The 12,786-nt window shown below is 36.6% G+C and carries 12 protein-coding genes and 1 riboswitch; of the genes, 2 read left to right on the top strand and 10 right to left on the bottom strand.

The window, feature by feature from the left end; all coding sequences use genetic code 11:
* Positions 1-18 precede the first annotated feature (18 nt).
* The 5 genes from Y7E_RS0110875 to Y7E_RS0110850 all read right to left on the bottom strand — a co-directional run bounded on the left by Y7E_RS0110875 (position 19) and on the right by Y7E_RS0110850 (position 6,604).
* A complete protein-coding gene (locus Y7E_RS0110875) occupies positions 19-744 on the bottom strand; it encodes a GntR family transcriptional regulator (RefSeq protein ID WP_017151286.1) in 726 nt (241 codons plus the stop codon).
* A gap of 222 nt (positions 745-966) precedes the next feature.
* Positions 967-1,068, bottom strand: a riboswitch (purine riboswitch).
* A 204-nt stretch (positions 1,069-1,272) separates the two neighbouring features.
* Positions 1,273-3,669, bottom strand: coding sequence for a DNA translocase FtsK (locus Y7E_RS0110865; RefSeq protein ID WP_017151284.1), 2,397 nt, complete (start codon positions 3,667-3,669; stop codon positions 1,273-1,275).
* Positions 3,670-3,882: 213 nt separating this feature from the next.
* The gene (locus Y7E_RS0110860) at positions 3,883-4,086 is read right to left on the bottom strand and encodes a YlzJ-like family protein (RefSeq protein WP_017151283.1); all 204 of its coding nucleotides are present in this window, start codon (positions 4,084-4,086) and stop codon (positions 3,883-3,885) included.
* Positions 4,083-4,832: a ClpP family protease gene (locus Y7E_RS0110855; RefSeq protein ID WP_017151282.1), complete on the bottom strand. Its 750-nt coding sequence runs from the start codon at positions 4,830-4,832 to the stop codon at positions 4,083-4,085. Before Y7E_RS0110855 ends, Y7E_RS0110860 begins: the two co-directional genes overlap by 4 nt.
* Before the next feature lie 101 nt (positions 4,833-4,933).
* Entirely contained in the window at positions 4,934-6,604 is a 1,671-nt protein-coding gene (locus Y7E_RS0110850) for a ribonuclease J (protein WP_017151281.1), read from the bottom strand.
* A gap of 509 nt (positions 6,605-7,113) precedes the next feature.
* On the opposite strand from Y7E_RS0110850, the gene Y7E_RS33210 reads away from it, so the two are divergent.
* Together Y7E_RS33210 and Y7E_RS29490 are read left to right on the top strand one after the other, a co-directional pair.
* On the top strand, positions 7,114-7,323 hold the full coding sequence (locus Y7E_RS33210; protein ID WP_051128651.1) for a hypothetical protein: 210 nt from the start codon (positions 7,114-7,116) through the stop codon (positions 7,321-7,323).
* Between the two features lie 200 nt (positions 7,324-7,523).
* Positions 7,524-7,709 (top strand): hypothetical protein, encoded by a 186-nt coding sequence (locus Y7E_RS29490; RefSeq protein WP_051128650.1) that lies wholly within the window; start codon positions 7,524-7,526, stop codon positions 7,707-7,709.
* Positions 7,710-7,794: 85 nt separating this feature from the next.
* Here Y7E_RS29490 and dapA read toward each other — a convergent pair whose 3' ends face one another.
* From dapA to dpaA, 5 genes are all read right to left on the bottom strand, one after another.
* On the bottom strand, positions 7,795-8,673 hold the full coding sequence (dapA, locus tag Y7E_RS0110840) for a 4-hydroxy-tetrahydrodipicolinate synthase (RefSeq protein WP_017151280.1): 879 nt from the start codon (positions 8,671-8,673) through the stop codon (positions 7,795-7,797).
* Positions 8,674-8,684: 11 nt separating this feature from the next.
* A complete protein-coding gene (dapG, locus tag Y7E_RS0110835) occupies positions 8,685-9,917 on the bottom strand; it encodes an aspartate kinase (RefSeq protein ID WP_017151279.1) in 1,233 nt (410 codons plus the stop codon).
* 23 nt (positions 9,918-9,940) lie between these two features.
* Positions 9,941-10,987: an aspartate-semialdehyde dehydrogenase gene (gene asd, locus Y7E_RS0110830; protein ID WP_017151278.1), complete on the bottom strand. Its 1,047-nt coding sequence runs from the start codon at positions 10,985-10,987 to the stop codon at positions 9,941-9,943.
* Positions 10,988-11,136: 149 nt separating this feature from the next.
* A complete protein-coding gene (locus tag Y7E_RS0110825) occupies positions 11,137-11,736 on the bottom strand; it encodes a dipicolinate synthase subunit B (RefSeq protein ID WP_017151277.1) in 600 nt (199 codons plus the stop codon).
* Complete coding sequence (gene dpaA, locus Y7E_RS0110820; RefSeq protein ID WP_017151276.1) at positions 11,733-12,635, bottom strand: dipicolinic acid synthetase subunit A; 903 nt, start codon at positions 12,633-12,635, stop codon at positions 11,733-11,735. Before dpaA ends, Y7E_RS0110825 begins: the two co-directional genes overlap by 4 nt.
* Between the last annotated feature and the right edge of the window lie 151 nt (positions 12,636-12,786).

Genomic DNA, 12,786 nt, shown 5'->3' with positions numbered 1-12,786 from the left:
TCCCTAAAAAGGAACTGATTACATACGTTTTCGTAATACGTGGAAGCTAAATTTATCTGCTCTAAAATAATTAATAGAATATAAAATCGGCTCATCATTTTGATCATAGTGCATTTGCTTTAAAATCAGTAGCGCTGTCTCTGGCTCGCATTGTAAAATTGGTGATATTTTCGGATGATAACCAATTGGTTCAATATGAGCAACCGCATATGTAATACGTTTATGCGTGTTATTATGAATAACAGTAAGCAATGATTCCTCATTATAATCAGATAAATCTGGCAGTACTTCTTTCGCTAACTTGTCAATGCAATAGACAACAGGTTCCCCGTCTGCTGTACGAACACGCTCAATCATTACAGCCTCAAAGCCTTCATCACTATTAAACTTTTCTTTTTCCTCTTCTGTTAGGCTCGTAGTAGATGATGATAAAAAGATTGTTCCTGGTGTTTTTCCCGCACCAGAAATCATATCTGTAATACTAGAAAGCTGTTCAATTCCAGAAGAAAACAGCGGTTTTGCATTCACAAAAGTACCAACGCCATGTCTGCGAATGACAACATTTTCTTCTTCTAAAATACGCAATGCTTCCCGTAAAGTCGCTCTACTTACGCCAAGTTCTTTCGCTAAATCAAACTCTGAAGGCAACTTTTGTTTTTCTTTATATGCCCCGCTTTTGATTTTTTCTTTAATGTGATCGATCACTCGTAAATATAAGTGTCGACTATCCGATTTAACTGACATAAGACTCCCCCGCATTCCAATTATTCGACCTCTGATGTAAGACTTCTGTTCTCTTTTTTCAACCAACAACATAATAACGCTGCAATAAAATAAAATTTGTCGAATAAATGTTAATAATTTTTTAAAATGAAATTTTCTATTTTTATTTCATAAAAAAAACTTTGCACCATAACATTCCTCATATAGAGAAAAAGTTAGATACAAAGATTCCTTACATCCTTTGTTACACACTTTTCCCCTCATAGTCTAGCAATTCATGGTTGCCAGGTAGAAACTTATGGACCTTATCTCCAAGATTATATGAGGCAGTGATTCTTTTCGAAGTAATCTTACCACTTGCCCCCATATGTGTCAACATAATTCAACTCTTTTCTATAGTGAATCTCGAACATTTTTCAAAAATAATATCAAAAGCATTCGTATTCTAAAGAACTGAATAAAATGTAAGCCCTTTCTTTGAAGTTGAGTATAGTATATAACAAAAATGCCATATAAAAAAGCCTAATTGTAAACAATTAGGCTTTTTTATCAAGAACTTTTTTCTTGTATATCTTTAATTAATACTTCTCTCGGTTTACTACCTTCATAAGGTCCAACTACACCATTCATTTCCATCGCATCAATAAGACGCGCTGCACGCGTATATCCTACTCGGAATCTACGTTGCAGCATAGAAACAGAAGCTGTTTGCATTTCTACAACGAGCTGAACCGCCTCATCGTATAATTCATCTTCTACTTCTTGCTTTGTTTCCGGTACATCTTGCGGTATCATATCTTCTTGATATTGCGCTTTTTGTTGTCCAATAACATATTCTACAACTCTTTCCACTTCGTCATCTGATAGAAATGCTCCTTGTACACGAACTGGTTTTGATGCACCAATTGGTATGAATAACATATCTCCTCGTCCTAATAATTTCTCAGCGCCTCCGCTATCAAGAATTGTCCGGGAATCAGTTTGTGAAGACACAGCAAACGCAATTCGAGATGGAATATTCGCTTTAATAACACCTGTAATAACATCAACAGATGGACGCTGCGTTGCAATAATTAAGTGAATACCAGCAGCACGTGCCATCTGTGCTAAGCGCATAATTGCATCTTCCACATCTGAAGAAGCAACCATCATTAAATCAGCCAACTCGTCCACAATGACAACAATGTATGGAAGCTCAGGCTGCTTTGCTTCTGATTGGTCATTATGGTGTCTAATGTATTCATTATATCCTTCAATATTACGCGTTCCACTATGAGCAAACAATTCATAACGACGCTCCATCTCACTCACAACTTTTTTCAAAGCTTGTGATGCTTTTTTCGGATCTGTTACAACAGGTGTTAATAAGTGCGGAACACCATTGTATACATTCAATTCTACCATTTTCGGATCAATCATCATTAATTTTACTTCATGTGGTTTAGCACGCATTAAAATACTAACAATAATACCGTTAATACATACACTCTTTCCACTACCAGTCGCTCCAGCTACTAATAGGTGGGGCATCTTATTTAAACGTGCTAATACTGCTTCACCAGTAATATCACGCCCAAGACCAATTAATAATTTTTCTTCTGGATGGTTGTTCGCTTTTGAATCAAGTACTTCTCTAAGAGTTACCATAGAAACTTCTGAATTTGGAACTTCAATTCCTACTGCGGATTTCCCAGGAATAGGCGCTTCAATACGAATATCTTTCGCAGCTAATGCGAGTGCTAAATCATCACTCAAACTCACAATTTTACTTACTTTCACTCCCATATCAGGATACACTTCATATTTCGTAACTGCAGGTCCTTTATGTACTTTCGTTACTTTTGCTTTCACACCAAAACTTTGGAAAGTACGCTCCAGCTTACGAGCATTTTCATAAATTTTCTCATTTTCATTTGTAACCTGTTTGTTTTTTGGGAACTTCAATATATCGATAGAAGGAAGCTCATAATCTTTGTTTTCCACATTTGAAAATTGCATTGGAGGAGCTTTTGTTTCTCTTTCTAGAGATTCAACAATTTTTTCTCCTCGTTTCTTTTGCGACCGCTCTTTTGATGTAGATGGAATCTCTTCCTCTGGCATAGGAGGCGGTGCGATCAAATCATTTGCAATCTCATCTTTACTTTCCTTATCTTTCTCTTCACTGACCGGGTAATTCTCTGTAAAATTCGAAATAATTGGCGGTCCAATTTCTATCTCTTCTAGCGGCTCAGCAATTTCTTCTTGGCTATCAATACGTTCACTACGCGTACGCCTTGTCGTTTTTTTCTTTTCCGTTTGTTCAGCAGTACGTTTCGATCTCCAGTCCTTGTAATCCCCTTGCATCACTTGAAATTGACTTCTAAGTATTCGTCCAACTGGGGCAAGTACTTCCCCAATATGTTTATTTGTAATGCAAAGTATGCCAAGAATAACTAGAATAATTCCAATAATGTAAGCACCTACTTCATCAAATAAAAAATAAAACGTTGCAAACATAAGCGCCCCAAACATACCTCCACCTAAATGAACCGTCTCTGCACCTTTCTTCATCTCAAGAAAGAACATATCTTTTGTACTCACAATTACCGATGTATTTTCTACCGCTCCATCCTTTGTAAGAAGGTTAAATAATGTAATATGACTAAACATCAATATTGCTAACACAATTAAATAAACGCCAATTAATCTTTTATTTAAAAGATTTGGCCAACCACGTCTTATAACAAACGCAATGGATAAAGCTATTACACCTAATACACCAATTATGTACCATTCGCCAAAGAAAAAGCGAAAAAATAACACAAACGATTTCCCTACAATACCTAGCTGTAAGATTGTAATGATTGAAAGTGCAAAAAGAGTCAACCCGACGATTTCGTAATACAAAGTTGGCTTTATCGTACGTCTTGCTTTTGATTTCGTCCCTCTTTGCTTTTGTTTTACCATTTCTTCACCCCAAGTTCAAAAATTAAGTGAAACTTTCATTCATTGAAAGCATTTTCTACATATCATTCGTCACATTTTTTAGATATGTTTACGTGACATTTTACACATCTTGTAAAATGTCACGTAAACAGAAGAAAGCAGCCTAATCATGGCTGCTCAACCGTCTTGTTTTTTATATTATACCATAGCTTCTAAACAAAATCCTGCTTTTTGCTAAAAGGTTATTTTCTGGCCTGGTTCATACTGTAAGTAGTGGGATGGATTTGTACTTAGCACACGAACAACGGAATAGTATTGACTGTTCTCTTCAGATACAACCATTTCCACTCCATTTACATTTACTATTTTTTGTCGTTCGTACTGCGAATAATCGGTCTGATAAACAAGTTGCTCTGGCATAATCGTATATAAAATCATTGCAGCAACTTCCCGTCCTGATTTCCATCCGCTTTCATATCTATTAATTCATTTAACTTTCGAATCGCATCCCCAATACCACCAACATCATCGATAAGGCCATACTTAACTGCATCTATTCCGATTACATTTGTTCCAATATCTCGAGTTAAGTTCCCCTTAGCAAACATAAGTTCTTTAAAACGATCTTCTGTCACTTTTGAGTGTTTTGTTACAAATCGAATTACACGTTCTTGCATTTTATCCAAATACTCAAATGTTTGTGGCACACCAATAACAAGACCTGTCAGGCGAACTGGGTGAATCGTCATCGTTGCAGTTTCAGCAATAAATGAATAATCTGTTGACACTGCAATTGGTACACCTATCGAGTGCCCTCCACCTAAAACCAAAGATACAGTTGGTTTTGATAATGAAGCTACCATTTCAGAGATTGCCAATCCAGCCTCAACATCACCACCTACAGTATTTAGCAATAATAGTAATCCTTCAATTTTCGGATTTTGCTCAATTGCTACAATTTGCGGAATCACATGCTCATATTTCGTCGTTTTATTTTGTGGTGGAAGCTGCATATGTCCTTCTACTTGTCCAACAATCGTTAAACAATGAATACGCGATTCATTCATTTGCGGAACGTTCGTTTGACCAAGTTGCTGAATTTTTTCTATTACGGACGCCTCTTTTACATCCTCTTTCGGTTCTGCTTCTTTTTCCTCATTTGTTAAATCATCACGTTCTGTCATATCGCATCCCCTTTCACTCTTATACAACTATTATTTCTTAAGTTGCAAATTTCATGCGATAGGGATGAAAAAGAAAAAAACCACCCGTAAAGGTGGTTTTCTTATACTTCCATGATAATTGGTAAAATCATCGGTTTTCTCTTCGTTTCCTCATACAGGAATTGCCCTAACAATTCACGAATATTTTGTTTTAACATGGACCATTCAATAGAATACTCTTTGATGGATTGTTCAACAATTGTACGCACAATATCTGTAGACCTTTCGATTAACGCCTCAGATTCACGAACATACACAAAACCACGTGAAATAATTTCTGGACCAGAGATGATTTTCTTCTCATCTTTTCCAAGTGTTACGACAACGACTAAAATTCCGTCTTGTGATAACATCTTACGATCACGCAAGACAATATTTCCGACATCACCTACACCTAATCCATCAATTAGAACATTCCCCGCTTGTACTTTACCAGCTGGTTTTACCTCTTCTCCTTCAAAAGCAATCACATCGCCCTTTTCTACAATAAAAATATTGTCTTTCAAGACGCCAACATCTTCCGCCAAATACGCATGTGCCTTTTGCATGCGAAATTCACCATGTACGGGTATAAAGTATTTCGGTTTCATTAAATTCAGCATCAATTTCAACTCTTCTTGACTACCATGACCAGAAACATGAACTTTTCTTTCTCCATAATAAACAACTTCTGCACCAGCTCTAAATAGTAAATCAATAATTTTCGATACTGATATTTCATTACCAGGAATTGGAGATGCCGCGATAATAACTGTATCTCCTTTACGAATCGAAATTTGTTTATGAGCTTGCTTCGCCATTCTTGAAAGAGCCGCCATTGGTTCCCCTTGGCTACCAGTTGTTAAAATTGCTACCTTCTTCTCCGGGAAGTTATCTACTTCTTGCAATGAAATAATCATACCATCTGGAACGTCTAAATATCCAAGACGTCTTGCGATATCTACCACTTTCACCATACTACGACCTACAACAGCCACTTTACGTCCTGTTTCAACAGCTGCATCAAATACTTGTTGAATACGATGTACATTAGATGCAAAAGAAGCAACAATGATACGTCCCTCTGCACCATAAAATACTTTTGAAATTTCTATCCCAACTTCTTTTTCAGAACCCGTGTAACCAGGACGCTCAGCATTCGTACTATCTGATAACAGACAAAGAACGCCTTCATTTCCAATTTGCGCCATCTTTCCAAGATCTGCTCCACTGTTGCCAATTGGTGTTTGATCGAATTTAAAGTCTCCTGTATATACGATAGCACCTTTTGATGTATGGAAACATACACCAACAGAATCTGGAATACTATGGGTTGTACCAAAGAATGAAACCGTTGTCGTATTAAATTCCACTTCTGAATTAGAATCAATTGTTTTTAAATCTACACGACCAAGCATTCCTGCTTCACCAAGTTTTTCTTGGATCAAACCTACTGTTAACTTTGTTGCATATACTGGAATTGAAAGTTTACGTAGTACATAAACAATTCCACCAATGTGATCTTCATGACCATGTGTAATAAATAAACCCTTTACTCGCTCTTGATTTTCTACTAAATATGTAATATCAGGGATGACGATATCAATTCCAAACATTTCATCTCCCGGGAACATTAAGCCTGCATCTACAATAAAAATTTCGGAATCAATTTCGACACAATACATATTTTTTCCGATTTCACCTACTCCACCAAGAGCAAATACTTTTACAGAATCAATCTCTTTTCTCTTCATGTTGTTGCCTGGTTTAAAAATCTTGCAAACACTGATTTCACTAAAATTGCAGAGACACCAGGGAAACTCTACAACCACCATATATTCACCGTCCAAGACGAATGTCCTTACCGTTATGCGATATCATGTTCTCGTTCGTTTTTTAAACCAGGTTTCACCTCTCTTTCATTATATAAATCAAATATCTTATGCGATATGATATAGAAATTCCGTTAAACCATAATTTTTTCCAATTTTGCTAAGCATACCCGTACTAAGCTACTTAGCCATATTATACCTGATACAAGAAATAGAACACAAGTTAATTTGTGAGAAAGAGAAGAGAAGCATATAAAATTCAAGTGAAATACTCCTTCAATTAACACCGTATTCTCCGAGATTTCTTTTTGATTACACTCCTATCAATGAGAAACTAAAAGGGATAGACAGGTAATTTAGCGTATAGTTTATAACGTACAACCTCTTCGCTGAATAATAACAGAATGTTTATTGGAAGGAGAATTTTTTTCATGGACTATTTTCTTTTTGAATCAATTCCAGACACAAAAATATTAGATAGCATAATCCAATTACACGAAAGTATTTTTCACAGTTCTAACAACTTAGTAAAACAAATGGAAAGCAAACCAAAATTACTTATAAATCTAGCTGCACATGATATGAAAGTGGTCGGTTATAAGATTGAATACGAACTTGATACGGATAAAGTGAAACTTTAATCAGCGTGAGGTTCATCCCCCACTGATTATTAGTTGAACGAATCGGGCTTTTACGGGCAGTGGATCCCCACCTACCTTCCTTGTTTCTCTCTGAACCTTGAGGTGGGGGTCTTACTGCCCGCAAATAGCGGGGTAAATTTTATAGTTGATTAGGTAGAGTCGATGAAAATTATAGAAATCAGCGGATTGGTTTTAACTTAATGGAGCAGCAACATCAATTTTTAAGAGAAAAAGGCTATCGGATTATTCAAACAAAAACGAAAAACAAATGGCGTAATATGTTAATTTTGAATATAAAAAGTGGTTTCGATATTATCGGCACGTATACGGATGAGAAAGGAGAACCTAAAATTATCCTTCAAAAAAATTTATTTGAATACATTTAGAAAATTAACTAAATCTCCAATTATCCCCTTCCAAAAGTTTCTTTCACAATAAAAATGACCTAGTTTTTACACTAGGTCATTTTTATTAACGAGGAATCGATTGCATTACATCTTGTAATGTTAGTCGTTCTTCTTCTGTTAATGGAATAAGTGGTAAACGTACAGATCCTACGTCTAATCCAACCATTTGTAACGCTGTTTTTACTGGTGTTGGGCTCGGTGCCATAAATAATGCATTCGTTACTTTAACAAGTAATTGGTGCAATTTCTGTGCTTTTTTGAAGTCTCCTGCTTGGAATGCCGCAATCATTTCTTGCATTTCATTTCCAATTACATGAGAGGCAACAGAAATAATACCTTTAGCTCCAACTGCCATAGCTGGTAACGTTAAACCATCATCACCGCTGTATACAGCAAAGTCGTCCGCTGTTTTTTCAATAATTTCTGTCATTGTTAATACATCGCCGCCAGCATCTTTAATTGCAACAATGTTTGGTATTTCTGATAAACGAACAACTGTATCAACGGAGATTTGTACAATAGATCGTCCTGGAACATTGTATAGCATAACCGGAAGTTCCGTACTTTCAGCAATTGTTTTAAAATGCTGATACATTCCTTCTTGACTTGGTTTATTATAATACGGTGCCACTAACATAATTGCATCGACACCAACTTCTGTTGCTTTTTTCGTTAACTCGATAGAAGCATGTGTATTATTGCTACCTGTTCCAGCGATTACGGGCACCCTTTTATCGACAACAGATACGACATGGCGATATAACGCTACTTTTTCTTCTGATGACAATGTAGGAGACTCTCCAGTTGTTCCTCCTACCACGATTGCTGTTGTACCGTTATCAATTAAATAATTTACCAATTTAGTTGTCTTTGCAAAATCGACGTTTCCATTTTTATCAAACGGTGTTACCATCGCTGTCGCAATTGTCCCAAAATCTACCATGGTCTCACTCCTTATTGTTCCAGTTGCTTTTCTTTTGAAAGTTCAAATGCACTATGCAATGCATTTACAGCTTCCACTAAATCTACTTCTTTTACAAGCACCCAAATTGTCGTATGACTATCAGCTGATTGTAAAATTTGAACACCTTTTTCTGCTAAAGCTGTGACAATTTTCGCAGTAACGCCTGGAATACCTGCCATTCCAGCTCCAACGATAGATACTTTTGCGCAATGCTCCGTCACAATTGGATCGTATCCAAGTTTTCCAAGTACTTCAACAGCATGACTTGATACATGATCACTTACTGTATAAGCCACACCTGTAGGCGAAATGTTAATTAAGTCAACACTAATTCCTTCATTTGCCATTTCTTTAAAAACATGTTGTTGTAAATCGTACGATCCGTCTTTTGCAAGCACTTTAATTTGTGTCACATTTGATACATGAGCGATTCCTGTAACAGGTCGTTCTTCTACATCACGGCCTTTTGTAGCACCATCATATGCCGCAATAAGTGTGCCTTCATTATCAGAATACGTAGAACGCACACGAAGTGGCACCTTTGCATGCATTGCAATTTCAACTGCACGCGGATGAACAACTTTTGCACCTTGATAAGCCATGTTACAGATCTCATTATATGTTACGTTTTGAAGATGACGCGCATCTTTTACAATCCTTGGATCAGCGGTCATTACACCTTCTACATCAGTAAAAATATCGATGTATTCAGCATGAAGTGCAACACCTAGTGCTGAAGCTGAAGTATCACTACCTCCGCGTCCAAGTGTTGTCGTATCGCCTTCTTTTGTTTGTCCTTGGAAACCAGTAACAACAACAACATCTACATTTTGTAACTCTTCATGTATACGATCACAATTCATTTCAACAATCTTTGCGTTCGTAAAATCATCATTTGTCACAAAACCAGCTTGTGCACCATTTAGCGCTGCTGCTTTTACTCCATTTTCATTTAACATATTTGAGAAGACGATTGCCGAGATTAACTCTCCGCATGATAATAATAAATCTTGTTCACGTTTTGAAATACTAGATTCCTTTTGATTTACAAGACTTAATAATGTATCCGTTGCGTATGGTTCACCTTTACGTCCCATAGCTGATACAACTGTAACCACTTTATAACCAGCATCTAATGATTTTTTAATATGGTGAAGTGCATGCTTACGTCCGTTTTCATCACGTACCGATGTACCACCAAATTTTTGAACAATAATTTTCATGTTTTGCACCTTCTCTTAGCCGTTTACACTAATTGTAATTTTACTAATCGTTCTGCAATTTGAACAGAGTTCCATGCAGCACCTTTTAATAAGTTATCAGATACGACCCAAAGATGGAATCCTTTTTCATTATTTAAATCTTTACGAATACGTCCAACGAACACTTCATTTTTGCCTACTGCAGTAGATGGCATTGGATATAATTGTTCTGCTGGATCATCTTGCAGTACAATTCCTTCTGCATCCGCAAGCAAGTTTTTCATTTCTTCTACTGTTACACCTTCTTTTTCCACTTCGATGTAAACAGACTCAGAATGACCTGATACAACAGGTAAACGTACACATGTCGCTGCTACTTCTAACTCAGGCATATGCATAATTTTTTTCGTTTCATTAATCATTTTCATTTCTTCAAATGTAAATCCATTATCTTGAAACTTATCAATTTGCGGAATGGCATTAAAAGCAATTTGGAAATGTTTTTTATCACCTGATACAGGTAAAACATTTGCTTTTACTTCTTCTCCATTTAAGATCGCTTGTGATTGTTCATGAAGCTCTTCAATTGCAGCAGCACCTGCACCTGACACAGCTTGATATGTGGAAACGATTACTCGTTTTAAACCAAAATGCTGACGAATTGGTTCAAGAGCAACTACCATTTGAATTGTAGAACAGTTCGGATTTGCAATAATACCACTATGTTCTTTTAAGTCATTTTCATTCACTTCAGGTACAACAAGTGGTACATTTTCTGTCATACGGAATGCACTTGTATTATCAACAACAATTGCACCGCGTTTTGCTGCTTCTGGTGCTAATTGTTTCGATACTGATCCACCTGCACTAAAGAGTGCAATATCGACTCCTTCAAAGCTTTCAGGAGTTGCTTCTTGTACTGTGAATTCTTCTCCTTTAAATACAAGCTTCTTGCCTGCAGAACGTTTAGATGAAAGTAACGTTAACTTCCCAATCGGAAATTCTCGTTTCTCTAAAGTATTTAACATTTGTTCACCAACTGCGCCGGTTGCTCCAACTACAGCGACATGAAAAGATTTTTCCTTTTCCATCACTATGCCCCTTTCTAGATACCAATCCTTCTATACTTAGAATTAGAAGGAGTATAGAATACTCCTTCTAATCTTAATAACATTAATTTTATCATATTCTGCGATAAGAATGATGGTTTCGTAAAAAATTGTCTGTTTTTTTTCGTTTTTTAATTCATATATCTGAATTTTTCTACAACTACAGGTTGTAATTGCTTTCCTTCTATTGCTTCTATAATTGTATCTTCAAGAAGTTCCATACGTGCTACCATTGAATTTGGTTTTTTTTCTGGTGCATCTTGCCCAAATGGCACAAAATATATATGTTTTGTCGCCATTAAACGCATAAGGTTTACACCATTTAGACCAAGTGCATCATTTGTCGAAACAGCTAATACAACTGGTTTCCCATTCCGAAGCGTCGCCTTTGCTGCCATTAATACAGGAGAATCTGTCATTGCATTGGCAAATTTACTCATTGAATTTCCTGTTAATGGAGCAATCACCATACAATCTAATGGGATTTTGGGGCCTAGTGGTTCTGCCCCTACAATAGAATTAATAACCTTATTTCCTGTTATCTCCTCAATTCTTTCAATCCACTCTGCTCCTTCACCAAATCTAGTATTTGTTGTTTGTACAGTATATGAAACAACCGGCAGCACTTCCGCTCCTTCTGCAATTAGTTTCTCTAACTGCGGCACGACTTCCGCATACGTACAATGTGATCCTGTAAATCCAAATCCAATTCGTTTCCCTTTTAAACTCATTTTCCATTCTCCTCCTTTGCAATCATATCTGCTGTTAATAACTGAGAAAGAACATTCGCTAAAATTTGTCCTGCTGTTTTTGGGGCAACAATCCCTGGAAGACCGGGTGCCAACAAGGCTTTTATCCCCCGCTTCTCTGCATAACGAAAATCCGTACCACCAGGCTTAGAAGCCAAATCAATGATCAATGTATGAGCTGGCATCCGCGAAATAACACTAGCCGTTACAACGAGGTGTGGAATCGTATTAATGACAATATCAACATCACTTACTTCTTTCTCAATATCCTGCATATAAAAAGGAGAGAACATCATTTCCGAAATACGAGCGATATGTTCTGAACGTCGTGCTCCTACTTTGACATGAGCTCCTAATGATTGAAAAGCTCTCGCTACACTCATTCCTGTTCTACCAAATCCTAAAACTATTACATTCGAACCGTGAATTGTATAATCTGTATGTTGAATAACCATCATTAATGTTCCTTCTACCGTTGGAATAGAATTGTAGATCGCCACATCGTCACGATCGAATAGTTTCACAAGTTTTCGATTTGTGGTAGACACAATACTTTCTAAATACGGTGTACCAATTCCTGAATATATAGTAAAGTTTGCTGGTGTTTTTTCAATCTGTTCTTTCGTAAGTGCAACTTTTTCATTTGAAAAAATAGTATCTACTTCTCCTTTTGCATTTGTTCCTGCTACCGGCAAAATAATTGCATCTAAAGAAGTGAAATCTAGATTTTGCATACTCTCTTTTGCTGCCCCTGTAAAACCATGATCCAGTTGATCAAATCCTACTAATGAAAGTTTCGCATCAAGTTCAACCAACTTACGAATCACTTCTAGCTGCCTTGCATCTCCTCCTATGACAGCAATGTGCATCTCAGTCAACATTCCCTACTTCACCTTCTTTTTCTTTCATTTATAAGAAAAGTGCCTACTTTTTCTTTTTCCTCCACATCATATGTGCCGTACGAGTTAGAGGTGATTGAAAAACAAAAGCATCCAATATTTCTAAGCATATAGTGAAACTTTAATCAGTTTG

Origin of the sequence: Bacillus bingmayongensis (assembly GCF_000299035.1) — a bacterium.
GTDB lineage: Bacteria > Bacillota > Bacilli > Bacillales > Bacillaceae_G > Bacillus_A > Bacillus_A bingmayongensis.
This window is presented reverse-complemented; position numbering and strand designations above follow the sequence as displayed.